This window comes from Arthrobacter hankyongi, assembly GCF_022012395.1.
GTDB classification, from domain to species: Bacteria; Actinomycetota; Actinomycetes; order Actinomycetales; family Micrococcaceae; genus Crystallibacter; species Crystallibacter hankyongi.
Genome location: NZ_JAKLTQ010000002.1, coordinates 295751 through 321521 on the forward strand (window position 1 = coordinate 295751; position 25771 = coordinate 321521).

Sequence of the window (25771 nt, forward strand, 5' to 3'; positions counted from 1 at the left end):
GACTGTAGCTGTTCGCCTGGGCTCTGTCTATGAGTTCTTGGGGTCGGTCAGCGATGCGGTTCAGGCCGGGCTGTAGCAGGTGACGCCGTCGACCTCGGACGCGGACACCTGTCCCAGCGTGGCCAGCACGGACAGGTGGGCCGCAGTCTCCGCAATCGCGAGCATCTGATTGAACGGATCCAGCTCCGAGAGGTGCTTTTTTCGCCGTGTCCAGTCAAGTTGGGCGGCGATCTCGGTGGCGGTGCCGGCGCCGTGGAGCACCGGCCGCAGCGTCTGGTCCAGCCGTTCGCCATGATGGTCCAGCAGTTCCTTCGCGCGGCGGTGCGCGCTGTCCCAGACATCCCCGTGGGCCGGCAGCAGCACCGCATCTGTCCGGGAGAGTATCAGTTGAAGCGAGTCCATATAGTTGGCCAGCGGGTCGGGGGAGAGGACCTGTTCGAAGCCGATCGACGGTGTGATCGAGGGAAGGATATGGTCGCCGGAGAAGAGCAGGGCCGCGTCGATGTCGTGGAACACGACGTGCCCCTGCGTGTGTCCCGGAGTGGCCAGGACTTCGAGGGCCCGGCTGCCCAAGGAAACGGTCTCGGCGTGATTCAGCCACTGGCAGGGCATCTCCCACTCTTCCTTGGCATCCCGGCCGGCGAATTCGGCCAGGCGCGCTGCCAGTTCCGGGGCACCATGGGCGTAGAGGCTGCGGATCTGGCTGTCCAAGGGCTTGCGGTCCGGTTTTACCAGATGTTCGAGGGACGGTTTTTCGTGCACCCCGAGGGCAATCTGGGTGCCGTACTCGCGCCGGATCTGGATGGCCTGGGTGTAGTGGTCCCGGTGGACATGGGTGACGAGGAACGTGCGGATGTCTGCGACGGAGAATCCCAGCGAATCCAAGGCCTCCTCGAGCGCAGTGCGGGCTTCCGGGATGTCCCATCCGGAATCGATCAGGACCAGGCCGTCCGGTTCGATGACCGCGTAGACGTTGATGGCCTTGAGGCTGTCATGGGGGAGCGGCAGCGGGATCCGGTACACCCCTTCGGAGACCTGGTAGCAGCCGGACTCGTGCCAGGCGCCCGTAGCAGCCGCCATTAGCCAGCCCTCCGACAGTCCGGGCAGGGAATCGTTGGGGATGGAACTGTCGACCGTGGGGTCATTGCCGGCTGCCGCCTTTCGTGCGGCGGGTATCCGGTGCTGCCGGATACCCGCTGTCTCCGCTGTTGTCCCCGGCAGGAGATGCAGCAGGGGAAGCTATTCCGAAATATCGTTGATTGTGATGATATACCGATACAGGGATTCCGTGATAGTGGTTTTCGCGAATCGCGGCAGCGGGCGGCGAAGCGGGACTGGAAGGTCGCGGTGTCGCCGCGGATTACAGCCCAGTCCGGCGCGGAAGCGCCGGGCTGATGAGGAAGGGTACTGGGCGTGAATGCCATGAATGCATTGGATACGGCTCTGGGGCATACCGGCGGCGGGACCCTTGAGGGTACGGTCGCGCTGGTGACCGGAGCCAGCAGCGGAATCGGCCGGGCGACGGCGCAGGCGCTGAGTGCGCAGGGGGCCACGGTGGCGCTCGTCGCCCGCCGGGCCGACCGGCTCAAGGAGTTGGCCGATGAAATCCTCGACGCCGGCGGCCGTGCCGTCGTTGTGGTCGCTGATGTTGCCGACGAAGACCGGGCCCGGGAGGCGGTGGAGGAGGTCGTCCGGCAGTGCGGGCGCCTCGATACCGTGGTTAACAACGCCGGCGTCATGCTGCTGGGCCCGGTGCGCGGAGCCCCGCGCGAGGAGTGGCGGCGGATGGTTGACATCAATGTCCGCGGCCTGCTGGCGGTGACCCATGCCTCCGTTGAGTACCTGGTTGAGGCCGCCCGCTCCGGCCCGCGGCAAGTGGCGGATCTGGTCAATGTCAGCTCGATTGCCGGCCGTACGGCCCGCGTGGGAACCGCCGTGTACAACCTGACGAAGTGGGGGGTCGGCGCCTTCAGCGAGGCCCTGCGCCAGGAACTGGCGCCGGAATTCGTCCGGGTATCGGTCATCGAGCCAGGGGCAACGACGACGGAATTGATCACTCATGTGCGCCCGGAGGTCCGGGAGCAGTCTGCGTCGCGAACGGCCGGCGTCGAACGGCTGCAGGCAGCCCATATCGCCAGTTCGATTTCCTACATGGTGTGTCAGCCGCGCGGTGTCGCCGTCAATGAGATCATGATCCGCCCCACGAACCAGGTGTATTGAGCACACGCGTGTTGCCGGCTTTCCTCCTCGCAGGCATTTTTCGCCATATTTTCCCGAGCAGAAGGAAAATGGTGGCCGCAGTGTAGGCTGCCTCACAGTGCGCGCGGGAATCCTCCGTCAACGAAATGGCGGAGAAAACCACGGGGTATTGCGGACTCCTACGATATATCGTAGACTCATGCGAAATATCAGCGATGATTTGAGTAGGGGTCTGAATGGCAACGCCTGTAGCACTGTCAACGAATGTGCAGACTGAAACCTTGGACCTGTCCCGGTTGGTCGACCCGCGGTCGATCGCCGTGATCGGCGCCTCTGACCGGCCCAACAGCCTGGGCGCCCGCTCGGTGGCCAACCTGCTGGACCACTCCGATTTCCAGGGCACTCCGTACCTGATCAGCCGGACAAAGCAGTCCATCCATGGCCTGGACTGCTACCAGAGCGTCACCGACCTGCCGGAAGCCCCGGATGTAGCCATGCTCGTGGTCCCGGCCGCCCAGACCCTGCAGGTGCTCGAGGATTGCGCCGGCCGCGGGGTCCGGTACGCCATCGTCTTCACCTCCGGTTTCGGCGAAATGGGCGAGGAGGGAAAACGCGCCGAACAGGAAATGGCGCGGATCGGCCGGGAGTCGGGCATGCGGATCTACGGACCGAACTCCCCGGGCCTGTGCAACCTCAACAAGCGCCTGGGCATGATGTTCTCCCCGTCCTTCCAGATTGACCAGCTGCCGGGGCCCATCGGCCTGGCCACCCAGGGTGGCGGCATCGGCCGCTGCTTCCTGCAGGCCATGGAGCGTGGTGTGGGCGTGGGCCTCTGGGCCTCCACCGGCAATGAAGTCGACCTCACGGTCGCGGACTTCATGCGGTACATGGCCGATGCCGATGATATTGAGGTCATCGCCACCACGATGGAGGGGATCAAGGACGGTCCGAAGTTCGTTGAGGCCGCGCTCTACGCCGCCGAGCGGGGCAAACCTGTGGTGGCACTGAAGGTCGGCCGCTCCGAGTATGGGGCCCGCGCCGTCGCTTCCCACACCGGTTCCCTCTCCGGAGCCGCAGAGGTCAACAGCGCGGTGCTGCGCCAGGCCGGCGTCGTTGAAGTCGACGATATGGATGAACTGATCGACACCGCGGCGCTTTTCGCCCGGAAGCGTCCCACCGGCGGCGAACGGGTGGCCATCTACGGCTTCTCCGGGGGCGGCTGCGCCCTGACCGCCGACGCCGTGGGCGAAGCCGGGCTGGAACTAACCGCCTTCTCCGAGCAGACCCTGGCCGCTATTGGCTCGGTGCTGCCGGACTACGCGGCCATCACCAATCCGGTCGATGCCACCTCCGACATCCTTGCCCGCCCGGAGATCGGCCACGAAAGCCTCAAGCAGGTAGCCGAGGATCCGGGAGCCGGCGTCGTCCTCTACCCCTTCCCCTGCGACTACGGCGAGCTCACCGGCCAGATCGGCGAGTCCATCGCCCAGGTCCAGCGCGAAACCGACACCCCCATTGTGCCGATCTGGATGAGCGACCGCCTCGGCGAAGGCTATGACGCCCTGGTGAAGGGCGGCCTTGTGCCGGTGCGCAGCATCAAGCGCGGCACCAAGGCACTGAGCCGCTGGATCGAGCGCGGCCGCTGGTCCGTGGACCCGGATTGGAGCCCGCTGCCGGCCGGGCGCACGGGAGGCGACCTGGTCACCTTCACCGAGCCGGCCGTGAAGTCCTTCCTGGCTTCCCACGGCGTCACGGTGCCGCCGTCGGGCCGGGCGGACACGGCAGACAAGGCCGTGGACGTGGCGGAGAATCTCGGCTATCCCGTCGTGATGAAGATCGTGAACTCGCAGATCACGCACAAGAGCGATATGGGCGGTGTGGAAGTAAACCTGCGCAGTGCGGCGGACGTCCGGCTGGCCTTTGACCGTATCGCCGCGGCGGCCGTGGCCGCCGGGGTCACCACCGACGAGGTCCTGGTCGAATCCATGGCCCCGGCCGGCATCGATGTGCTGGTGGGCGTGACTGCGGACCCCGTCTTCGGTCCGGTCATGACCTTCGGCCTGGGCGGCATCTTCGTGGAGCTGTTCAACGATGTCTCCCGCCGCATGCTGCCGCTGACCCCGGCGCAGGCCCGTTCGCTGATTGACGAACCCAAATGCGCTGCCCTCTTGCGCGGACTCCGCGGTTCCGGTCCGGCCGATGTGGAGGCCCTGGCCGACCTGATGGTCGCCGTCTCCCGGTTCGTCGAGACGAACAGCGGCCGGATCGAGGAACTGGAACTTAACCCGGTGCGCGTCCTGCCCGCAGGCCAGGGGGTCATTGCCCTGGACGCCGTGCTGGTGATGAACGAAACGAATGGAGACGCACTGTGATCAAGACCGAAATCGGCCAGACCACCACTGACCGCATCACGGTTCGCGGCTACGATCTGGCAACCGAGCTGATCGGCCGGATTGATTTCATCGACATGCTCATGCTGGTCACCGTCGGTCGGAAATGCCAGGGCAATGAGAAGGACATGCTCAACACCATCCTGGTCACGGTCACCGACCACGGCCTGACCCCGAGCGCCCTGGCCGCACGCCTGACCTACATGGGCGCGCCGGAGGCGCCGCAGGCGGCCGTTGCTGCCGGCCTGCTTGGCGCTGGGAGCGTCTTCCTGGGGGCCATGCAGGACGCGGCCATCATGCTCAAGGACGCCGCCGGGGACCTCACGGACAGCTCCAGTGACGAGGAAATCGAGAAGGCGGCCAGGGCGTTCGTCTCCGGACGCCGTGCCAGCCGCCAGCCCTTGTACGGGCTCGGACACAATATCCACATCGACGGGGATCCGCGGATCCCGGCCCTGAAAGCGGTCACCGAGCGCAACGGCTACTACGGCCTGTACTGGAAGCTGCTGCTGGCGATGGACGATGTCTCCGGCAGCATCTACTCCCGCCGCCTGCCGGCCAATACCGCCGGCGCCGTCGGAGCCATGATCCTGAGCATGGACCTGCCGGTCCATCTGGCCCGGGGTCTGGCCCTGGTCGGCCGCTGTGCCGGGCTGCTTGGCCACATCATCGAGGAAGAGGAATCACCCACCGGCCAGGAGCTCTGGGACCTGGTCCTGCGTCAGGACGAGCGCAACAAACTGCCGGAGCCGAAGCGATGAACGCGGAAAACACCTTGCTGCACCCCCCGAGGAGGACCAATGCTACGTGCTGATGCCAACGAGACCATTTCGCGGATCGGCCGCGGGACGCCCATGGGAGAGCTGTTCCGCCGGTTCTGGCTTCCCGCCGTCCTGAGCCGCGAGGTCGAGGAGCCGGACTGCCCGCCGATCCGGCTGCGGATCCTGGGTGAAGACCTGGTCGCCTTCCGCGATACCCGCGGACGGGTCGGCATCGTCGCCGCTCATTGCTCGCACCGGCTGGCACCGTTGTTCTTCGGCCGCAACGAGGATTGCGGCATCCGCTGCGCCTACCACGGCTGGAAGTTCGACGTCGACGGCAACTGCCTGGAAACCCCGAACGTGCCCTCCACGGCCCCGGATATCCGCAGGAATGTCGGCATTACCGCCTACCCGACAACGGAAAGCGGCGGCGTGGTCTGGATATACATGGGCCCCAAGGAGTTCCAGCCCGGCTTCCCGGCCCTGGAATTTGCCCATGTTCCCGACGGACACGCCTTTGCCGCCCGCTGGCTGCAGCGCACCAACTGGTCCCAGGGTCTGGAAGGCGAAATCGACAGCTCCCACATCAGCTGGCTGCACCGCGACTTCGACAAGAACACCACCAAGCAGAAGTCCACCGGCGCCCAGATGACCGACGACGCAGCGCCGCACATCGAGTTGCGCCAGACCGACTACGGGCTGGTCTACGGCGCCCGCCGCTCCCACGAGGGCCAGTACCTGTGGCGGGTGACCCAGTTCATCCTGCCGATGTTCAGCCTCATCCCGCGCGGGCCGGGCGAGTTCGTCCAGGGCGGCGGCCGCGCCTGGGTGCCGATCGACGACAACACCACCACCGTCTTCACTTTCGGCTACCGGGTCGACCACCCCATCGGGGAAGACGAGCTCAACGAGTACTACCTCAGCGGCGCGCTCTTTCCGCCCCGGATGGAACAGGGCCGGTACGAACTGCCCGACGGCGGCATCATCGATACCTGGCTGCCGGTGGCCTCGAAGGAGAACGATTACCTGGTGGACCGCGAGATGCAGCGGAACACCAACTTCACCGGCATCTGGGGCGTGCATGACCAGGACCGCGCGCTGGCGGAAAACTCCAAGAGCATCGGCGGCACCGATCCGGGCATCGTCGACCGCTCCGGGGAGCATTTGGTCAGCTCCGACCGGGCCGTAGTGGCTGCACGCCGGCAGCTGATCAACCTGGCCGACGCTATGGCCAAGGGTAACGAGCCGGCCGTAGTGCAGTCGCCGGAGAAGTTCGGGGTCCGCGCCATCAGCAAGCTGACTCCGATCGAGAGCTTCGACGAGTTCATGGAGACCTACGGCAACGACCTGCTCGCTGGCAACCTTCAGCCGGCCCTCGTGGACGAGTGAGAACCCGGTCATGCGAAATTCCACGGTAGGCCTGGGGGTAGTCGGGCTGGGAATGGCCGGCGGTGCCATGGTCGCGGCCGTCGGCACCCATCCCGGCGTCCGGCTGGTGGCGGCCGCCGACCCGAACCAGGCGCTGCGCGCCCGGTTCGAGGCAGGGGAGGGGCTGCCGGCGTACGCGGATCTGGATACGTTGCTGGCTGACCCCGCCGTCGACGCCGTCTACCTCGCCTCGCCCCACCAGTTCCACCACCAGCAGGCGCTCGCCGCGGCGAGGGCAGGCAAGCACATCGTCGTCGAAAAGCCGATGGCCTTGGCGTTGGATGAATGCGACCAAATGATCGAGGCGGCCGACCGGGCCGGCGTGGCCCTGGTGGTGGGCCATACCCACGGGTTCGACCCGGCCGTGATGCTGATCCGCGAGCTGGTGGCCTCGGGCGCCTACGGCACGTTGTCGATGATCGCGCAGTGGAACTACACCAACTTCCTCTACCGTCCGCGCCGGCCCGAGGAACTGGACACGGCGCGGGGCGGGGGAATCCTGTACAACCAGATCCCCCATCAGGTCGAGATCGCCAGGACCATCGCGGCCCGCCCGGTTCGTTCGGTCCGCGCCACTACGGCGGTGCTGGACCCGCAGCGGCCCACCGAAGGGTCCTGCACGGCCATCCTTGAGTTCGAGGACAATGTGTCGGCCAGCATGGTCTACAGCGGCTACGACCACTACGACACCGACGAACTGCACGGCTGGATCGCCGAAGGCGGCGGTCCCAAAAACCCCTCCCACGGCAGCGCCCGGCGTGCCCTGCGCCAGCAGGAGGGGGAAGCCGAGCGCCAGGCCCGGACCGAGAACTTCGGCTACGGGAACTGGTCGGCGGAACTGCCGCCGCACCAGCCGCATTTCGGCGAACTCATCGTCTCCTGCGCCAAGGCAGACATCCGGTGCGGAGCCGACGACGTCGTCGTCTACACCGAGGCGGGTGTGGAACGGGTGCCCATACCGGCCCGGCCGTGGCGGCCCGGGCGCGGGGACGTGCTCGAGGAACTGGCCGGTTACCTGACCGACAGCCGGCCCTTGGTCCATGACGGACACTTCGGCCGGGAGACGCTGCGCGTCTGCCTGGCCATCAAACAGTCGGCGGCAGAGCACCGCGGGCTGGAGCTTATTGAAAGGGAGGCGGACAGCTATGTCTGAAGGATTCGAAACCATGACGCTTCGCGTCCACGCGATGCAGTGGGAGGCCGAGACCGTCCTGTCGGTGGACCTGCGCGACCCCAACTCGGCCGAGCTGCCGGAATTCACCGCCGGCGCCCACATCGACCTGGTACTGCCCAACGGGATCACGCGCAGCTACTCCCTCTCCAATGACCAACGCGAACGGCACCGCTACGTCGTGGGGGTGAGCCGGGACGCCAAGAGCCGCGGTGGCTCCACGTACATCCACGACAGCCTGCGGGTCGGGCAGCTGCTCCCGGTCTCCGCCCCGCTGAATAACTTCCCGTTGGCCGAGGACGCCGAACAGACCATCCTGTTCGCCGGCGGCATCGGGATCACCCCGATGCTGAGCATGGTCCGGAGGCTGGAAACGCTCGGCCGGAACTGGACCCTGTACTACTGCGTCCGGGAGCGGTCCCTGACGGCCTTCGGTGATGAACTCGCCACGCTGGCGGCCAGCCACCCCGAGCGGCTGCAATTGCACGTCGATGCCGAACACGACGGCGCCGTGCTGGACCTGGCCGCCGTCGTTGACGCGGCCCCGGAGGGCACGCACATGTATTGCTGCGGACCGCTGCCGATGCTGGAAGGATTCGAGAAGGCCGCGGTCGAACTCCCCTCGGCACAGCGGCATGTGGAGTACTTCGCCGCCAAGGATGCCCCCGCGCTGGAGGGCGGCTTCGAAGTCGAACTCGCCCAGTCCGGCAGGACCCTGACCATCGAACCCGGCCGCACCATTCTCGACACGATGCAGGAAGCCGGCATCGACGTCTCCTACTCCTGCGGCGAAGGGATCTGCGGCACCTGCGAAACACGGGTGCTGGCCGGGACCCCGGACCACCGCGACCTGGTCCTGACCGATCAGGAAAAGGAAGCGAACGACATCATCATGATCTGCTGCTCGGGCAGCAAGGGCCCGAAGCTCGTTCTGGATCGCTGACAGCACATCACAGGCACCACACTACTGACGGCCGCTGCCGGCGGCCGCCGGACTGAGGAGGAAACAATGGCACAGATCGTATTGGGAATTGGAACATCGCACAGCCCGCTGCTGGCTATCGAGCCCGGGCTGTGGGCCGAACGCGCACAGGACGACCTCCGCAAGAAGGAGCTCTACCTTGCCGACGGCCGGGTGGTGACCTACGACGAACTCAACCAGGAAGTCCAGGGCCGCTACGCGGACAAGGCCGTGCCGGGGAACTTCGAGAAGCAGGCGCTGCAGGCCCAGCAGGCGCTGGACCGGCTCGCGGCGACGATTGCGGAGGCAGACCTGGACGCCCTGGTGGTCATCGGTGACGACCAGGAGGAGCTCTTCACCAAGGCACACATGCCGGCCATGGCCATCTACAACGGCGCCGAGGTGGTCACCCACCCGAAGAACGAGGTCAACCCGAACCTGCCCGGCTGGTACCAGGAGGCCAACAAGGGCTACAAGATGGACGCAGTCCACCGTCACCCGGCCGCCCCGGAACTGGCTTCCGCGCTGATCGACGGGCTGATCGAGGCCGGCGTCGACATCGCCGTCGCCAGCGAGGTCACTAACCCGCACAGCGCGGGGTTCGGCCACGCCTATGGCTTTGTGATCGACCGGCTGTGCGGCGAGCGGGAGATCCCCATCCTGCCGGTGATGCTCAACACCTACTTCCCGCCCAACGTTCCGCGCCCCAGCCGCTGCTACGACATCGGCCAGGCCATTGCCAAGACGCTGAACGCCCTGCCCGGCAGCGAGCGGATCGGCATTGTCGCCTCCGGCGGCCTGACCCATTTCGCCGTCGACGAGGAGCTCGACACGACCGTGATCAGCGCCCTGGCCGCTGGCGACGTCGACAAGCTGCGTTCGTTGCCGCCGCTGGGTCTGCGGTCGGGCAATTCCGAGATCCTGAACTGGATCATGGCCGCCGGCGCCCTGACGGACCTGACGGTCACGGAGTCCGAGTACATCCCCGTGCACCGCACTCCTGCCGGCACCGGTATCGGCCTCGCTTTCCTGACCTGGCAATCGGCCCAGGCCTGACCGGGCACCCGACTACGACTTCCTAGGACTTCACCGATGATTATTGATGCCCACGGCCATCTCATAACCCCCGCCTCGGTCTTCGGGATCCGCACGGTCCTGCAGGCCTCCAACGGCCACCACTCCAAGGATTGGTACATCGACAGGTACGTCGACGATGACGAACTCGCCGCCGCTGCCAAGCGCGGCGTCACCCTGATGGACCAGGTCGGCACCGACGTCCAGTTCCTCTCGCCCCGGCCGTTCGTGCTCTGGCACTCGCACCCGGTGGCCAAGGACGTGGACCTGTGGATCGGGCTGCAGAACGACCTGATCCACCGTGCCGTCACGGCCCACCCGGACCGTTACCGCGGCGTCGCCGGCCTGCCCCAGGTCTCCGGCGAGCCCATCGAACGGGTCTTCGGCGAACTGGAGCGCGCCGTCGGCGAGCTTGGCTTCATCGGGGTACTGCTGAACCCGGATCCGGACGAGGGCGGGGGCAAGTCCCCGCGGCTGTCGGACCCGTACTGGTATCCGCTCTGGGCCAAACTGGTGGAATTGGGTATCCCGGCCCATATCCACAGCGCCGGCTGCACCGGCCGGGAAACCTACGACGAGCATTTCGCCACCGAGGAAAGCCTGGCCGTGACCTCGCTGGTTCATTCGGAGGTCTTCGACAAGTTCCCGGACCTGAACGTCATGATCAGCCACGGCGGCGGCGCCATCCCCTACCAGATCGGCCGCTGGCGGGCCCATTGGTGGCTGGACCTGGCCACCAAGAAGAAGCACATCGGCCAATACTTCCGCGATCTGGAGCACGCCGGCAGGAACGGAGAGCCGCTGCCCGAGGCGCCGTCGGACCTGACCAGCTTCGATGATGCGCTGCGGATGCTGTGGTTCGACACGGACGTGCACGATGCCAATGCACTGGAACTGCTGTTCCGCACCGTGGGCGCGGACCGCTGCCTGTTCGGCACAGAACGGCCGGGCAGCGGCGGCGCGATCAACCCCAAGACCGGGAGGTCCTTTGAGGACTTCAAGTACACCATTGACCGCATCGACTTCCTGACCGACCAGGACCGCGGGCTGATCTACGAGCACAACGTGCGCAAGGTGTTCCCGAGGCTGGACGTATGAGCATGGACAAGCTGCTGGCCTCCGGGCAGGACTTAGTGGAGGCAGCCGGCGTGCTGCCGACCGCTACGCTGCACGAAGCCGGCGGCAAGATCGGTGCGCTGCCGGCGGCGATCAAGCCGGTCCGGCCCGGCATGCGGCTTGCCGGCACGGCCCTGCCGGTGCTATGCCCACCGGGCGACAACCTCTGGCTGCACCGTGCCGTCTACGAAGCCGATCCCGGCGAGGTCCTCGTCGTCGACGTCGGAGAGGCCATGGAACACGGGCACTGGGGCGAAGTCCTGGCCGTGGCCGCGCAGAAGCGCGGCATCGCCGGCCTGGTCATCAACGGCGGGGTGCGCGACGGCGACCAGTTGCTGCAGCGCGGCTTTCCCGTCTTCTCTGCCTCGATATCCATCCGCGGCACGGCCAAGGACCCGTATGGTGCGGGAGCGATCGGCGAACCGGTCCGCATCGGCGGCGTGGAAATCCGCCGGGGCGATCTGGTGGTCGGTGATGCCGACGGCGTCGTTGTTGTGCCCGCGGACCAGGCGGCCGCGGTCATCGAGAAGTCAGTGCAGCGCGAGGCGGACGAACAGGACATCCTCGCCCGGCTGGCAGCCGGCGAGTGCAGCCTCGATATCTACTCCCTGCCGAAGAGGCGGGACCGGTGAAACGCCGCAGCGTGACCGTGCCGGGGCTGGAGCACGGCAGCAACCCGGTGCCGGCAGCCAGCCGCCTCGGACCGCTGCTGGCCACCGGCGGGGTGCGCGGGGTGGACACCGCCACCGGCCAGCTCCCTCCGGCAGCCGAGGACCAGGTCCGGCTCGCCTTCGTGAACCTGCGCACCATCATCGAGGAAGGCGGCGGAAGGGCCGAGGACATTGTTCACGTCACTGTCTTCGCCGCGGCGGAGGGTCTGAGACCGGTACTGAACGAGGAATGGGTTGCCATGTTTCCCGACGTAGCGTCCCGTCCGGCCAGGCACCTGCTGCGCCAGGACCTGCCCGGCGGAATGCTGGTCCAGCTCGAAGCAATGGCTTACATCACGGAAGGGGAGTGATCCGATGACGGATCGGCTTATCGAACGTCTGCGCCGGCTGGATGCCTGCGCGGTCTCCGACGCCATGGACCGGCTGGGGCTGGAAGGCGTGGCCCTGGGGCTGCAGCCGTTAACGGCGGACCGGCGGATCAGCGGACGGGCGACCACGGTCCGGCTCGTTCCGGCGGAGGAAGGCGTGCCGAGCGCGCGCCATTTGGGGACCGCGGCGGTGGAGGCCTCCGGGCCGGACAACGTCATCGTCGTCGACCAGGGAGGTCGCACCAATGTGTCGGGCTGGGGAGGGATCCTGTCCCTGGCAGCCGTCCAGCGCTGCGTCCAGGGCGTCATTGTGGACGGCGCCTGCCGCGATGTCGATGAAAGCCGGGAGCTTGGCCTGCCGATCTTCGCCCGGAATGCTGTTCCGCTCACCGCCCGTGGGCGCGTGGTGGAACAGGACTGGAACGTTCCGGTCCAGCTGTGCGGCATCGAGGTGGCGCCGGACAGCTACGTCATTGCCGATGGCAGCGGCGTAGTGTTCCTACCGGCCGCACACGCCGAGGAGATTATCGCCGCCGCGGAGGCCATCTGGGAACGGGAGCAGGCTATGGCAGCACAGGTAAAGAATGGCGTGCCTGTATCCGAAGTGATGGGTGCACGTTACGAGACGATGCTGAAGGAGCACGCATGAGCACCACACCGGAGACTGCAGCAATCGAGCAGGTCCTGACGGAATTGAGCTGCACCGATGTCAGCGATGCATTGGACCGGCTCGGCATCAACGGGCAGTGCCTTGGCATTATGCCGCTGGACCGCTCCTTCCGGATTGTGGGGCAGGCCTGGACGCTGCGCTATGGACCGGTGGGGGAGGATCCCGGCACTGTCGGAGACTACATCGACGAGCTTGGCCCGTCCCAGGTGGTGGTGCTCGACAACCAGGGCCGTTTGGACGCGACCGTGTGGGGCGACCTGCTGACCTCGACTGCGTCCCGCAACGCCGTGGCAGGCACGGTCATTGACGGGGTCTGCCGCGACGTCGATCGGGCCCTGAGCATGCAGTACCCGATCTATTCGCGCGGCAATTGGATGCGCACCGGCAAGGACCGCGTCCGCGTGGAGGCAGTCGGGGCACCGGTTTCCATCGGCGGCGTCCGGATAGAACCGGGGGACTGGCTGCTGGGCGACGGCGACGGTATCGTCAACATCCCGGTGGCACGGATCCACGAAGTCCTTGCCGCCGCACAGGAGATCCGTGACGCCGAAGAGCACATCAGGCAGGCGGTCGAGGCAGGGAAGTCGCTGCGCCAGGCCCGGGCCGATTACGGCTACCACACGCTCCAGACGGCCCGTTAGCTCGGCCGCCGAGGCTGCCGGGCAGGGGATTCTGTGTCCGGCAGCCTCGGCATAGCGCAGTTTGACCCGACTCTTCGGTTCTGCCGGAAGCAACATGGATGTATGGTGCTGATGACTAGTTGGTAATGAGAACTGAAACGATGGTGGATGACTATGGCACGCGTAGCTGAAGCTGCGAGTACGGGTGCGCCGGCGCGCAGGAGCCAGAAGACGGGCGGTGCGGCGTCCTCGGGACCTACCGTGCCTGCTGCCGCCCGGACCATGGCGCTGTTTGAGATTTTCGCGCGAGAAAAGCGGGAACTGACAAAATCCGAAGTGGCCCGGCTGCTGGATCTACCCGAGAGCAGCAGCTCCGACCTGCTGAACACCCTCCACGGCCTCGGATACCTGAGCCGGACCGCTACGACCCGCCGTTTCTATCCGACTGGCCGGTTGCTCAGCACCGCCAGATCCATTGCCGAGAATGACGTCCTGACACCGTTCGGGGTTGAGGCGACCGGTTTGCTGGCTGACCGGACCGGGGAGACCGCAGCGTTCGCCATCCGGGACGGAAACGCTATCCGGATCGTTGCCGTGACCGAGGGGAACTACCGGCTGCGTATTGTCATCGAAATCGGCGACACCTTCGATTTGCATGCTTCAGCCCTCGGCAAAGCGATCCTGGGCCAGCTCGATGATGAGGACATGGCCCGTACCCTGCGGCTCAAGCCGCTGTCCCGGCTGGCCGAGGGAACCAAAGTGGATCCCCGGCAGATCGAGGACGAAGTGCGCCAGCACCGCGAGCTGGGTTGGTACCAGACCATCAACGAAGGCGGAGCTGGCATGGGCAGCCTGGCCGTTTCGGGCAAGGTTGGAGACGAAGCTGTGGCGCTATGCATTGTTGGTCCCACGGAGCGGGTCGCCGAGAACCTCGATGAGTACCGCAAACTGATCCTGGACGTTCGCAGCACGGTCTTCGAGAACGCACAATAGCGGCTGACCTGCGCCCGTCCGCCGGCACTTAGCGGCGCGAGCCCGGCGTGGTGCCCGGCTCCGCTTCGGAGCCGGGCACCGTTGTTGGCTAGGGTTGGTCGGTGAGTTATTTCGAACGCAAACCGTGGCGGGGGCGCATCGGCGCCCTGCTCGGCATCCTGGTGATGGCGGTCAGCCTCCGTCCGGCAGTGTCCGTGGTCTCGCCGCTGCTGGGCGTCATGGGCCCGGAACTGGGGTTCGACCCGGTGACCATCGGAGTGCTGGCGATGCTGCCTCCGCTGGTCTTTGCCGCGGCCGGGCTGGGAACGCCGACGCTGATCCGCCGGCTGGGGCTTGAATCCGTGCTGGTGACCGCCGTGGTGCTGGCCGTAGCGGGGCAGTTGGCGCGTGCTGCGGTTGGCAGCGTGTGGCCGTTCCTGCTGCTGTCCGCAGTGGTCATGGCCGGCTACGGCCTGGGCAATGTGGTGCTGCCGCCGCTGGTGAAGAAGTATTTCCCGGACCGCCTGGGTCTGGTCACGGCAGGGTACGTCACGCTGCTGGCGGTGGGTACCGCCGCCAGTCCGCAGCTGGCTGTGCCGCTGGACAGGGTGGCGGGCTGGCGCGCTTCGATCGCCGTCTGGTCACTGATGAGCGCCCTGGTGCTGGTGCCCTGGCTGATGCAGCTGCTGCGGGACCGCCGGGCCAAACAAGCCGAGGCCGGCCGCACCGGGATGCCTGGTGACGGGATGGCTGCACCGGCCGCTGCCCGGCCGGTGCAGCAGCTGAATCCGTGGCGTTCACCGATGGCCTGGGGGCTGGCGATCTTCCTGGCCGGGAACTCGGCACAGACCTACGTGTACTTCGCCTGGCTGCCGCCCTACCTTGTCAGCCAGGGCATGGACGAGTCCACAGCCGGCTCCATGCTGGCCTACTTCGCGATCCTGGGCTTGCCCGTGAGCCTGCTGGTTCCGCTGATCGTGCCGCGCATGCGCAACCCCATCGTCGCCATCCTGGTCTTCACCGCCTGCTGGGTCGGCGGACATCTGGGGCTCTACCTGTCGCCGGTGGCCGGGACCATGTGGTGGACGACCCTGGCAGGCCTGGGCCAGGGCACGTTCGCCACCGCGCTGCTGATGGTGAACCTGCGCTCGCGCACCACCCACGGCGCCTCGGTGCTCTCCGGTTTCAGCCAGGGCATCGGCTACGCCGGGGCCGGCATCGCCCCGCTGCTGTTTGGTATCGTCCACCAAGCGGCAGGCGGCTGGGGCGCGTCCTTCGCCCTGCTCGGGGCCTGCGTGCTGGTCATGCTGGCCGGGGCTGTGATGATCAATCGCCGGCGCTACATCGAGGACACCGCAGCCCCCGAGCCCGACAACCGGCCGGTGGATGCTGTGGCCGGATCAGGAGGCTGCCGGTAGCTGCTGCCGCCGGCGACCGAAGACCAGCGAAGCCAGGGCAGTGGCGGCGGTGACCGTGTAGACCGAGGGCCAGGCGCCGATCTTCTTGGCCAGCGGGTGGGACAGGCCGAAGGCAGCCAGATAGACGCCGGTCAGCGCCGCGGCCGTCCCGGTCCCGGCGTCGCGCTTCCACAGGCTGAAGGCGGCTCCTCCGGCGGCGGCGAGCACCGCGCCGCCCAGCGGCCGGTTGCCGGTGGCGCGGGCGGTCTGGAAACCGCCGATCAGCCCGACGCTGGTGACGAGGGGGGTCAGAAGGGAACTCATGGCATCTCCTACGGTTCGGGACGCCCCCAGCCTAGCGTTAACGGCGACGGCGGGGGCAGGCACCAACGCCCGCCCCCGCCGTCGTGGGTATTACTGTCCGCGCCGCGGCAGCCCGCAGCGTGCCATCGCGTCCGCGTAGGCCTGCTGCATATCGTCCAGCCACTGCGCCTGCCTGGCCGGGGACCCGGCGAAGCTACGGCCGCTGAGCGAACGGACCTTGTAGACCTTGAAGCCGCGGCGCCAGAGCAGCGGGTTCTCCGTCTTCAGCAGCAGGGCGGCGAGCTTGTGGGCCTCGGTGCCGTGCGCCACCAGCGCTGAGGCGCGGGGGACCAGCGCGAGCATGCGCAGCAGGGGCTTGAGGCCGGCCGCGATCTGCTCGGGCGCCAGCTTGCCATTGGGCTGTCCCGGGGTGTACCACGGGTGGACGTTCCACGGCATCACGTATTCCGGCCGGAGCCCCAGCTGCCACTGGATGCCCAGCATGCGCGTGACCGCCTCCTGGTCCCCGGCCTCGATGAAGCCGGAACCGGGAGCGCTGCCGATATTGGAAAAGAGGCTCACCACACGGGTTTCCTCGGCGTTGTGGATCGGGTCCACGTAGGACACCTCGGTGCCCGGCTTGAGGTCCCTGAAAGAATCACAGAGGCGGTTGATGTCGGCGATGTGGTCGTCGAACCGTTGGTCGTTGAGCTGTTCGTGGACGGGTTCAGTAGCCAAGCCGTGCATATAGTGGTGTGTCTCCTGCGGGGTGTTGCGGGCACGATCCTGAGCCGCGGACATGCTGCGGTCGGGAAGGTGCTGTGGGGCGGCAGCTGCGGGAGCCTTTCGGCTCGGGCCGGCCGCCGGAACGGGTCGTACAAGTGTAGCAAGCGCTGCCGGCCGCCGCGGTCAGTGCTGGCCGCGCAGGCGTTCCATCTCGCGGCGGTCCTTCTTGGTGGGCCGGCCGGTGCCGCGGTCCCGCTGCGGCAGGCCCAGGGCCGGCATGGGCGGGCGTTCCGGGGTGTGGTCGGTGAAGCAATGGGAAGCAGCCTCGGCCCCGACCCGCTTGGCGATCAGGCGCCGGACCTCCAGGATGCGCTCGTAGCCGGGCTGCCGGACCCGGAGGGTGTCTCCAGGCACCACCGGCTGGGAGGCCTTGACCGGGTTGCCGTTCAGCCGCACATGGCCGGCCCGGCAGGCGGCCGTTGCCGCGGAGCGGGTCTTATAGGCGCGGATGGCCCACAGCCAGGCGTCCACGCGGACGGTGGCCGGTGAATTGGAGGTGCTGCCGGGAGTGCTCATGGTCCGAACGAGTCTAGTACGTTGCGTGGTGCTCGCTGCCGGACGGCCGGCCGGGGCGCGCGGGGCAGGTACTGCATTGAATCCAGGGAGGAGCTCACCAGCGGGCGGTAGCGGCCGCCCGGTGTCGCCGAGGGATCGGCTGCCGGCGCGTAGGCGGCGTGCAGGTCCTGGCTGATGGCTTGCGAAGCGGCCTGCAGCAGTCGGACGAAAGGTGCCGTGGCGGCGTCGTCGTTAGGAACCACCACGCTGATAGCCGCCACCACGACGTTATTGACGCCGCGGATCGGGACCGCGATCCCCCGGGCATCGGGATGGATGTAGCCGTTGGCGCACACGAAGCCATCCTGCCGGATCTTCCGCAGGACGGTCCGCAGTTCCCCGGAGTTCTGGATGGTGTCCGGCGTATAGCGGAACAGGCCTCCGGAGAGCACTTCTTCCTGCACCGGCCGATCGGCATAGGCCAGCAGCACCAGGCCGCTGCTGGAGGCATGAAGCGGCAGGCGCCCGCCCACGAGTGTCACATTGACCACCGCCTCGCGTGCCGACAGGCGCTCCAGGAACAGGACCTCCTGGCCTTCGAGTATCCCGAGCTGGGTGTGCTGGCGGATCCGGGCTTGGACTTCCTGCAGATGGGGCATGGCGATTTCGCGCAGGCCCAGGGCGCCGGGCGTCCGGCAGGCGATTTCCCATAACCGTACGCCGAGGCGGTAGGTCTTGTCCGGCTGGCGTTCGAGCAGCCCAAACTGTTCCATCTCAGCGACCAGCCGGTGGGTGGTGGCCAAGGCCAGGCCGCTGCGGGCGGAGAGCTGCGAGATGGTCAGGAAGACCGCATCCACATCGAACGCGGCGAAGATCTGCATGATGCGGCTCAGCGAGGAGCGGCCATCGGACGACCTTGCCACAACTTTTTCCTTTCATGTGAAAACCGGCTGGTTCCCTATTGTGGCACGGCTCATAGTTTGGGGTGTGCCGGCGGTGTGCCGGGAAGGACGGAGTCGGGGCCAGCGCCCCGCCAGGGGAGGACAGAGATGATTCGACGGGGAAACATCACCGCAGCCGCAACCGTCGCGGTGCTTGCATCGGCGGTGCTCGCACTGAGCGCCTGCAGCAGCGGAGGCGCCGCTGCCGGAACGGATGCAGGTTCGGCGCAGACCCTTCAGGTGGGCTATTTCCCTCTGGTGCACACCGCTACGGCGGTCAATGCCGAAGCAGCCGGGATTTTCACCAGGAACGGGCTGGAGGTGGAACTGGTGCCGACCCAGGGCGGCGCCGCAGCGATCCCGGCCTTGGTGTCCGGCAGCGTGGACTTCACCTACACCAACTACACCTCCGCCCTGCTGGCGGTGGAGAAGGGGCTGCCCATCCGCCTGGTGTCGGGCAACGACGTCGGCAGCACCGACCATGGCATCTTCGTGGCGGCCGATTCGGGCATCTCAACGGTAGCCGACCTGAAGGGCAAGACCTTCGCGGTGAACAACCTGCAGAATATCGGCACCGTAGCCATCAAGGCCCTGCTGGAGGACGCCGGGTTGTCCGCCGGCGACGTCAAGCTCGTCGAGATGCCGTATCCGGACATGCAGGCGGCCCTTGAACGCGGCGCGGTGGATGCCATCTGGCAGGTGGAGCCGTTCCAAGCCAGCGCCAAGGCCGGCGGCCTGGTCAAGATCGGAGACCTGTTCACCGGTCCGGTAGCGGACATTCCCGTGGCCGGCTGGGTGACCACCGAACAGTTCGCCAAGGAACACCCCGAGGCGGTCGAGGCCTTCCAAGCCTCCATCTCCGAGTCCGCCAAGGAACTGGAAGGCAACCGGGACCGGCTGGTCGAGCTGGTGCCCACGTACACCAAGGTTCCGGCTGACGTCGTCAAGGCAGTGGAAATGCCCCGGTTCGACGGCGGGTTGGATACCGCACAGCTGCAGAAGACCGCCGATTTGATGAAGAAGTACGAGATCACCAGCGCAAACCTGGACGTTGCGTCCGCGCTGGCCAAGTAGGAGCCGAGCAATGACTGCACAACCTGCCACCGCCGCGGTGCCGGAACTGGATCTGGACCCATTTAGCGACGAATTCCTGACCACGCCCTATCCGGCGCACGAGCAAATGCGCGAAACCGGGCCGGTGTTCCGGCTGGAACGCTACGGGGTGTGGGGCGTGGCCCGGTACGACGAGGTCTCCCGGGTCTTGGCCGCGCATGAAACATTCGTGTCGTCCCGGGGCGTCGGCATCTCCGATTTCGCCAAAGAGAAGCCGTGGCGTCCGCCGAGCCTGTTGCTCGAGGCGGATCCGCCGCACCATACCAAGGCCCGCCACGTGGTCACCCAGATCATGACGCCGAAGCTGCTGCGCTCGCTCAAGGACGGCTTCCAGCAGCGCGCCGACGAACTGATTGCCCGCGTGGCGTCCCGTGGCGGCGAGATCGACGGCGTCGCCGACCTGGCCGAGGCCTACCCGTTGGAAGTCTTCCCGGACTTCATCGGCCTGCCGAAGGACGGCCGCGAGAACCTGCTGCCCTACGGGTCCATGGTCTTCAATACCTTCGGACCGCGGAATAGCCATTTCGAACGGGCCTTGGAGCGCGGCGCCAAGGCCCAAGGCTGGATCATGGAGCAGTGCCGGCCGGGAGCACCGGCACCGGACGGGCTGGGCGCGAAGATCCACGCGGCCGCGGCCGACGCCGGCTACAGCGCCGAAGACCAGGCCAAACTGCTGCGCTCCTTTCTGTCCGCCGGCGTTGACACCACGGTGCATGGAATAGGCAACGCGCTGCAGTGCCTGGCCGACAACCCGGAACAGTTCGCGGCCCTGCGCAAGGACCCCTCGCTGGCGCGGGCGGCCTTCGAGGAAACCGTGCGCTATTCCTCGCCGGTGCAGACGTTCTTCCGGACCACCAGCAAGGACACCGAACTGTCAGGTGTTCCGCTTCCCGAAGGATCGAAGGTTCTGATGTTCCTGGCGGCGGCGAACCGCGACCCGCGCCGGTGGGAGAACCCGGAGCGCTTCGATATTCGGCGCAAGGCGGCAGGGCACGTCGGTTTCGGATTCGGTGTCCACGCCTGCCTGGGCCAGATGCTGGCGCGGCTGGAAGGCGAATGCTTCCTGTCCGCGCTGGCCCGGAACGTGGCCGGAATCGAGCTGGCCGGCGAGCCGGTGCAGCAGTTGAACAACACCCTGCGCGGGCTGGACAGCCTGCCGCTGCGGCTTACCGCCGCCTGAGCACCCGCCTGAGCAACATCTGGAAGGATCCGACAATGCCCAAAGTAACCTTCATCCAGCCGGACGGCATGCAGACCGTGCTGGAGGCCGACACCGGTACCAGCGTGATGCGCACGGCCGCTGCCAACGGTGTGCCCGGCATCGTGGCCGAATGCGGTGGTTCTGCGATGTGCGCCACCTGCCACGTCTACGTCGAAGACGCTTACCTCGACGGATTGCCCGAGGTCAGCGAGGTCGAGGACGAGATGCTCGACTGTACCGCCTCGGCGCGCTGCGCCAACAGCAGGCTCTCCTGCCAGCTGAACATCGAATCGGACATCGCCGTGCGGATTCCGGAAGCGCAGGTCTGAACATGGCTGCTGATTCCGGCACACTGATCGTGGGCGCCTGCCAGGCCGGAGTGCAGCTGGCCGCGAGCCTGCGCGAACTCGGCGACTGCTCCCCGATCACCTTGGTGGGGGCGGAGCCGCACGCACCGTACCAGCGCCCGCCGCTCTCCAAGGACCTGCACGGCGGAACCGTCGATGCGGCAGCGCTCGCGTTCCGCACGGCGGACTGGTACGGGCGCCAGGACATCGACCTCGTGACCGGGGAACAGATCGTGCGCCTGGAGCGGAATGACGACGGCGGCGTGGCGGTTTCCGCCGGAGGGCGCCGGTTCCGCTTCGCGCGGCTTGCGCTGGCCACCGGCGCCGCAGTGCGCCGGCTGCAACTGGAGGGCACGGAGCTGGACGGCGTGCACTACCTGCGTGATGCCGCGGAGGCCGACCGTCTGGCGGCCGGTCTCGCCGCTGCCCGGAAGGTGGCCGTCGTCGGCGGCGGATTCATCGGGCTCGAAGTCGCTGCCGGCGCCCGCGCGGCGGGCAAGCAGGTCACCGTACTTGAGGCAGCACCGCGGCTGGTCGGCCGGGCGGTTGCGGAGCAGACCAGCGAGTATTTCCGGGCCGCGCATCTGCGGCGCGGGACCGAGGTAGTCCTGCAGGCGAAGATCAGCCGCCTCACCGGCTCCGGCGGGAAGGTGACCGGGGTGGAACTGGGCGATGGCACCCACGTGGCTGCCGACGTCGTACTGATCGGCGTCGGGGTGCTGCCACGCACCGAGCTGGCCGGCCAGCTCGGACTGGCAGTGGACAATGGCATCGTCGTGGACGAATTCGGCCTGTGCTCCGACGGCATGACGGTGGCGGCCGGAGACTGTGCCAACCTGCCTAATCCCTATGTCCGCGGAGACGGCGGCCGCCTGCGGCTGGAGTCGGTGCCGCACGCGATCGAACACGCCAGGACGGCGGCCGCTGCGCTGCTCGGCCGCCGCGCCCCCTATCGCATGATGCCGTGGTTCTGGTCCGACCAAGCCGACATCAAGCTCCAGATCGCCGGCCTTTCCGCCGGGTACGACCAGACAGTGCTGCGGGGCGACCCCGATGCGGACAAGTTCTCGCTGCTCTACTACCGTGCCGGCCGGATCATCGCTGCGGACTGCATCAACTCGCCGGCCGACTTCATGGCCGTCAAGACGGCGCTGGCCAAGGACCGGGACATCCCGGCCGATGCAGCAGCCGACCCCGGCGTCCGGCTCAGGCAGCTCATTGCCGAACCCGCCGTGCGGTGACACCGGTTCCTGCCAGCGGTACATTGGGTGGCGGGGCCATTACCGGCGGAGGCGAAGTAAGCCATGGCGGAGAACCCGGGCACTGACGGAAATGTTCGCGAAGGCGCACCTGCGGACCGGCTGCGGCGGCACAATCTGGCAAGCGAGCTCGGGGCCCTGGAACAGAGCCTCCTGCGGCGCGTCTCGGATTTCGACGACCCGCGCCAGGAATGGCGGCGCCTGTACTCCGAACTGTACGGGACGTTCCTGCTCGTGGTCGTTGCTGCCGGCGGCGGGATGATGAGCCAGGCCTTCCCCGGAACGATCAGCCGAACCGCCGCCGTGATCGCCCCGGGCCTGATGGTGATGGGCATCATCCTGTTCATGGGCAAGGTGTCCGGGGCTCACCTGAACCCTGCAGTCAGCATCGCCTTCGCGCTCCGCGGTGACTTCCAGTGGCGCCGCGTGCCGGGCTACATCCTCGTCCAGCTGATCGGGGCGACGTTGGCCTGCCTGCTGCTGCAGGCCGTGATCGGGGTGCCGGCCAGCTACGGGTCGAACTATCCGGCGGCGGACTATTCGGCGGGTGCCGCGTACTGGATGGAGGCGCTGCTGACGCTGGGGCTGGTCAGTGTCATCCTCGGAACCGCATCGGGGGCGCAGAACGTCGGGCTGCTTGGCGCCTTCGGGGTCGGCGGCTATATTGCCTTGGCCGGCCTGTGGGGCAGCCCGATCTCGGGCACCTCGATGAACCCGGCCAGGACGTTCGGCCCCGACCTGGTCGGCACGAACTTCAGCGACTACTGGGTGTACGTCGCCGGCCCGCTGACCGGGGCGGTAGTCGCCGTCGGCATCGCCTTCGTCCTGCGCGGCGCGGGCGGCGGCAAGGCGGGGTCCGGAGCCGCGCAGGGAGCCCTCTTCACCGAAACGGCCAGGGAGCAGCCGTAGGCGCGGGCACCGCCTGCGCGCTGCCGCGGTTCTGCCCGGACGACGACGGCGGCAGGGGCCCGCCGGTGCGGGACCCCGCCGCCGTGGCCGTTTCGGGCGGTCAGTCAGCGATGTAGAGCAGGCGTTTGTTGACGAATTCGTCCATGCCCAGGGGGCCGAGTTCGCGGCCGAAGCCCGAGCGCTTGACCCCGCCGAAGGGCATGTCTGCGCCTTCGCCGGCGGCGGCGTTGACGTTGGTCATGCCGGTGTCCAGCCGTTCGGCGATCTTCCGGGCGCGGTCCGTGTCGGTGCTGAAGACGGCGCCGCCCAGACCGTAGGGGGTGTCGTTGGCCAAGGCCAGGGCTTCCTCGTCGGAGGAGACCTTGTAGACCACGGCCACCGGGCCGAAGAGCTCCTCGGTCCAGGCGCGCATGTCCTTGGTGACGCCGGTGAGCACGGCCGGTTCGAGGTAGGCGGCCGGTCCGTCCAGCAGCCGGCCGCCGGCGTGCAGGGTGGCGCCCTTGTTCACCGCGTCGCGCAGCTGTTCGGCCAGGGCCTCGGCGGCGGTGCGGGAGGAGAGCGGGGCGAAGGTGCCCGGCGCCTCCTCGGCCGGGTTGCCGGGGGCGAGGCCCTTGGCCTGGTTGGTGAGTTCGGCGACGAATTCGTCGTAGATGTCCTCCATGACGATCAGGCGCTTATTGGAGTTGCAGGCCTGTCCGGTGTTCTCCATCCGGGTTTCCCAGGCCGCGGCCGCGGAGGCCTTGACATCCGCCGAGTCGAGCACCACGTAGGGGTCCGAGCCGCCGAGCTCCAGCACGGCCTTCTTCAGGTTCTTCCCGGCGATCTCGCCGATGATGGCCCCGGCGCGTTCGGAGCCGGTGAGCGAGACGCCCTGGATCCGCGGGTCCGCGATGATGTCGGCGACCTGGTCATGGGACGCGAAGACGTTGAGGTAGGCGCCGGCCGGGACCCCGGCGTCGTCCATGATCTGCTGGATCGCCAGCGCCGAGCGCGGGCAGGTCTCGGCGTGCTTGAGGATGATGGTGTTGCCCAGCACCAGGTTGGGGGCGGCGAAGCGGGCCACCTGGTAGTAGGGGTAGTTCCACGGCATGATGCCCAGCAGCGCGCCGACCGGGCGCTTCTGGATCACGGCCTTGCCGCCGCCGATGGGTGTGATCGGCTGGTCCGCGGCCAGGGCCGGGCCCTCGGTGGCGAAGTAGTTGAAGATGTCGGTGCAGAACTCTGCCTCGCCCTTGGACTGGGAGAGCGGCTTGCCCATTTCCTCGGTGATGATCGCGGCCAGTTCGTCCGCCCGCTCGGTGAACAGTTCGCCGATCCGGGCTGCCACCTTGGCGCGTTCGGCGATGGGCACGTCGCGCCAGGACCGGTACGCCTGTTCGGCTGCGGCCAGGGCCTCCTGGACCTGCGCGTCGGTGGCGGTGGGGAATTCCTCCACCACCTCGCCGGTGGCCGGATTCAGTACACGGTATGCCGTTGCGGTCGACTGGGAAGTGGTTGTCACTGCCAAGGCTCCTATCTGGTCTCAAGGCGCGGCCGGTCAAGGAGGGCCGCCCTGATGCCATCATTTCGCGGAAGTCCGGAAATGTGAAATGAATAACATTCATAAATGTATCTGGTTGCCGGGCGTTTGGGAATGGCTGTTCCCAATGTCGTATCCGGCTGCTAGATTCACGGATGCAACGGCCCTTCGGCGGCCGCCGGCCGTCCCCGAACCAGTTCCAGGAGCGCAGCCATGCCAGTCCGCAACGAGTCCTGGCCCGCCGGGGCCCCCTGCTGGGTCGACTGCCAGGTCGACGATGTCCAAGCCGCCCGCGCCTTCTATGCCGGTCTCTTCGGCTGGGACATCCGCGATGCCCCGCCGGAGGCCGGCGGCTACCTGATGGCCACGCTCGGCGGCCAGCCGGTGGCCGGCATCGGCCCCAAGCCGCAGAACCTGGGCCCGATGCCGAGCGTCTGGACCACCTACCTCGCCACCGACGACGCGGATGCCACGGCCGGGGCAGTCACCGAAGCCGGCGGCAGCGTGATGATGCCGCCCTTCGATGTGCTGGATATCGGCCGCATGACCGTGGCCGCGGACAGCGGCGGCGCGGTCTTCGGCCTGTGGCAGGCCAAGGCCCACAAAGGCATCGGCCGCGTCGGCGAGCCGGGCACACTGGTCTGGAGCGAGCTGCACACCCGGGACTATTGGGCCGCGCGGGCGTTCTATGCCAAGGTCTTTGGCTACACCTATGAGGACCTTGGCGACACCGACGAGTTCCGCTACACCCAGTTCAAGCCCGCGGCCGGCGAAACGGCCGGCGGCTTCCACCATGACCGGTCGATTTCCGAGGGAGCGCCGAACTACTGGCTGGCCTGGTTCGCGGTGGAGGATGTGGATGCCACGGCCGCCCAGGCGCAGGAACAGGGGGCGCAGGTCCTGTTTCCGCCGACCGACAGCCCGTATGGACGGATGTCCATTTTCGCCGGCGCCCAGGGCGAAGTGTTCGCCGTGATTGCCCCGCAGATGCCCGACGCCGGCGGCGCGGCCGGCTGAGCAGCGCGCCGGCGCTGCCGCGAGTGCCCACACCCCGGTCCGGCCGCGGGCGCCGCCGGGGCGAGGCCTGGACTATGAGCAGC

26 protein-coding genes are annotated in these 25771 nt (G+C 67.5%); 20 read left to right on the forward strand and 6 right to left on the reverse strand.

Annotated elements, in window-relative coordinates:
* Window positions 1-60: 60 nt before the first annotated feature.
* Window positions 61-1080 (reverse strand): MBL fold metallo-hydrolase, encoded by a 1020-nt coding sequence (locus LVY72_RS05330; RefSeq protein WP_237818439.1) that lies wholly within the window; start codon window positions 1078-1080, stop codon window positions 61-63.
* 342 nt (window positions 1081-1422) lie between these two features.
* On the opposite strand from LVY72_RS05330, the gene LVY72_RS05335 reads away from it, so the two are divergent.
* The 14 genes from LVY72_RS05335 to LVY72_RS05400 all read left to right on the forward strand — a co-directional run bounded on the left by LVY72_RS05335 (window position 1423) and on the right by LVY72_RS05400 (window position 15819).
* Entirely contained in the window at window positions 1423-2220 is a 798-nt protein-coding gene (locus LVY72_RS05335) for an SDR family NAD(P)-dependent oxidoreductase (RefSeq protein WP_237818748.1), read from the forward strand.
* Window positions 2221-2435: 215 nt separating this feature from the next.
* Entirely contained in the window at window positions 2436-4571 is a 2136-nt protein-coding gene (locus LVY72_RS05340) for an acetate--CoA ligase family protein (protein ID WP_237818440.1), read from the forward strand.
* Window positions 4568-5350 carry a citryl-CoA lyase gene (locus LVY72_RS05345; RefSeq protein WP_237818441.1) on the forward strand — a complete coding sequence of 261 codons (783 nt, stop codon included), beginning with the start codon at window positions 4568-4570 and terminating at the stop codon, window positions 5348-5350. The genes LVY72_RS05340 and LVY72_RS05345 overlap by 4 nt, the downstream gene beginning before the upstream one ends.
* A gap of 39 nt (window positions 5351-5389) precedes the next feature.
* Entirely contained in the window at window positions 5390-6739 is a 1350-nt protein-coding gene (locus tag LVY72_RS05350) for a Rieske 2Fe-2S domain-containing protein (RefSeq protein WP_237818442.1), read from the forward strand.
* Between the two features lie 10 nt (window positions 6740-6749).
* Window positions 6750-7931, forward strand: a complete 1182-nt coding sequence (locus tag LVY72_RS05355) for a Gfo/Idh/MocA family protein (RefSeq protein WP_237818443.1) — start codon at window positions 6750-6752, stop codon at window positions 7929-7931.
* The gene (locus LVY72_RS05360; RefSeq protein WP_237818444.1) at window positions 7924-8892 is read left to right on the forward strand and encodes a PDR/VanB family oxidoreductase; all 969 of its coding nucleotides are present in this window, start codon (window positions 7924-7926) and stop codon (window positions 8890-8892) included. Before LVY72_RS05355 ends, LVY72_RS05360 begins: the two co-directional genes overlap by 8 nt.
* A 66-nt stretch (window positions 8893-8958) precedes the next feature.
* Complete coding sequence (locus tag LVY72_RS05365) at window positions 8959-9966, forward strand: DODA-type extradiol aromatic ring-opening family dioxygenase (protein WP_237818445.1); 1008 nt, start codon at window positions 8959-8961, stop codon at window positions 9964-9966.
* Window positions 9967-10002: 36 nt separating this feature from the next.
* On the forward strand, window positions 10003-11082 hold the full coding sequence (locus LVY72_RS05370) for an amidohydrolase family protein (RefSeq protein WP_237818446.1): 1080 nt from the start codon (window positions 10003-10005) through the stop codon (window positions 11080-11082).
* Window positions 11079-11732, forward strand: coding sequence for a 4-carboxy-4-hydroxy-2-oxoadipate aldolase/oxaloacetate decarboxylase (locus tag LVY72_RS05375; RefSeq protein ID WP_237818456.1), 654 nt, complete (start codon window positions 11079-11081; stop codon window positions 11730-11732). The genes LVY72_RS05370 and LVY72_RS05375 overlap by 4 nt, the downstream gene beginning before the upstream one ends.
* On the forward strand, window positions 11729-12121 hold the full coding sequence (locus LVY72_RS05380; RefSeq protein ID WP_237818458.1) for a RidA family protein: 393 nt from the start codon (window positions 11729-11731) through the stop codon (window positions 12119-12121). Before LVY72_RS05375 ends, LVY72_RS05380 begins: the two co-directional genes overlap by 4 nt.
* 4 nt (window positions 12122-12125) lie before the next feature.
* Window positions 12126-12788, forward strand: a complete 663-nt coding sequence (locus LVY72_RS05385) for an RraA family protein (RefSeq protein WP_237818460.1) — start codon at window positions 12126-12128, stop codon at window positions 12786-12788.
* The gene (locus LVY72_RS05390; RefSeq protein WP_237818462.1) at window positions 12785-13450 is read left to right on the forward strand and encodes an RraA family protein; all 666 of its coding nucleotides are present in this window, start codon (window positions 12785-12787) and stop codon (window positions 13448-13450) included. The genes LVY72_RS05385 and LVY72_RS05390 overlap by 4 nt, the downstream gene beginning before the upstream one ends.
* A 240-nt stretch (window positions 13451-13690) precedes the next feature.
* Window positions 13691-14422: an IclR family transcriptional regulator gene (locus LVY72_RS05395; protein WP_237818464.1), complete on the forward strand. Its 732-nt coding sequence runs from the start codon at window positions 13691-13693 to the stop codon at window positions 14420-14422.
* Between the two features lie 101 nt (window positions 14423-14523).
* Window positions 14524-15819: an MFS transporter gene (locus LVY72_RS05400; RefSeq protein ID WP_237818466.1), complete on the forward strand. Its 1296-nt coding sequence runs from the start codon at window positions 14524-14526 to the stop codon at window positions 15817-15819.
* Here LVY72_RS05400 and LVY72_RS05405 read toward each other — a convergent pair.
* The 4 genes from LVY72_RS05405 to LVY72_RS05420 all read right to left on the reverse strand — a co-directional run bounded on the left by LVY72_RS05405 (window position 15802) and on the right by LVY72_RS05420 (window position 18305).
* The gene (locus tag LVY72_RS05405) at window positions 15802-16122 is read right to left on the reverse strand and encodes a hypothetical protein (protein ID WP_237818468.1); all 321 of its coding nucleotides are present in this window, start codon (window positions 16120-16122) and stop codon (window positions 15802-15804) included. The two genes, LVY72_RS05400 and LVY72_RS05405, sit on opposite strands and share 18 nt — an antisense overlap.
* A gap of 90 nt (window positions 16123-16212) precedes the next feature.
* Window positions 16213-16848: a uracil-DNA glycosylase family protein gene (locus LVY72_RS05410; RefSeq protein ID WP_237818470.1), complete on the reverse strand. Its 636-nt coding sequence runs from the start codon at window positions 16846-16848 to the stop codon at window positions 16213-16215.
* A 162-nt stretch (window positions 16849-17010) separates the two neighbouring features.
* Window positions 17011-17403, reverse strand: coding sequence for an RNA-binding S4 domain-containing protein (locus tag LVY72_RS05415; protein WP_237818472.1), 393 nt, complete (start codon window positions 17401-17403; stop codon window positions 17011-17013).
* Complete coding sequence (locus LVY72_RS05420) at window positions 17400-18305, reverse strand: IclR family transcriptional regulator (RefSeq protein ID WP_237818474.1); 906 nt, start codon at window positions 18303-18305, stop codon at window positions 17400-17402. Before LVY72_RS05420 ends, LVY72_RS05415 begins: the two co-directional genes overlap by 4 nt.
* 126 nt (window positions 18306-18431) lie before the next feature.
* Between LVY72_RS05420 and LVY72_RS05425 the strand changes: the two genes are divergently transcribed.
* From LVY72_RS05425 to LVY72_RS05445, 5 genes are all read left to right on the forward strand, one after another.
* Window positions 18432-19397 carry an ABC transporter substrate-binding protein gene (locus LVY72_RS05425; protein WP_237818476.1) on the forward strand — a complete coding sequence of 322 codons (966 nt, stop codon included), beginning with the start codon at window positions 18432-18434 and terminating at the stop codon, window positions 19395-19397.
* Between the two features lie 10 nt (window positions 19398-19407).
* On the forward strand, window positions 19408-20616 hold the full coding sequence (locus LVY72_RS05430; protein ID WP_237818478.1) for a cytochrome P450: 1209 nt from the start codon (window positions 19408-19410) through the stop codon (window positions 20614-20616).
* A 35-nt stretch (window positions 20617-20651) separates the two neighbouring features.
* Complete coding sequence (locus LVY72_RS05435) at window positions 20652-20966, forward strand: 2Fe-2S iron-sulfur cluster-binding protein (RefSeq protein WP_237818480.1); 315 nt, start codon at window positions 20652-20654, stop codon at window positions 20964-20966.
* A gap of 2 nt (window positions 20967-20968) precedes the next feature.
* Window positions 20969-22225, forward strand: coding sequence for an NAD(P)/FAD-dependent oxidoreductase (locus LVY72_RS05440; RefSeq protein WP_237818482.1), 1257 nt, complete (start codon window positions 20969-20971; stop codon window positions 22223-22225).
* A gap of 63 nt (window positions 22226-22288) precedes the next feature.
* Complete coding sequence (locus tag LVY72_RS05445; RefSeq protein WP_237818484.1) at window positions 22289-23152, forward strand: MIP/aquaporin family protein; 864 nt, start codon at window positions 22289-22291, stop codon at window positions 23150-23152.
* 100 nt (window positions 23153-23252) lie between these two features.
* Here LVY72_RS05445 and LVY72_RS05450 read toward each other — a convergent pair whose 3' ends face one another.
* Window positions 23253-24653 (reverse strand): NAD-dependent succinate-semialdehyde dehydrogenase, encoded by a 1401-nt coding sequence (locus LVY72_RS05450; protein WP_237818486.1) that lies wholly within the window; start codon window positions 24651-24653, stop codon window positions 23253-23255.
* A 231-nt stretch (window positions 24654-24884) separates the two neighbouring features.
* Here LVY72_RS05450 and LVY72_RS05455 point away from each other — a divergent pair, with 231 nt between their 5' ends.
* Complete coding sequence (locus tag LVY72_RS05455) at window positions 24885-25688, forward strand: VOC family protein (RefSeq protein ID WP_237818488.1); 804 nt, start codon at window positions 24885-24887, stop codon at window positions 25686-25688.
* Window positions 25689-25771 lie beyond the last annotated feature (83 nt).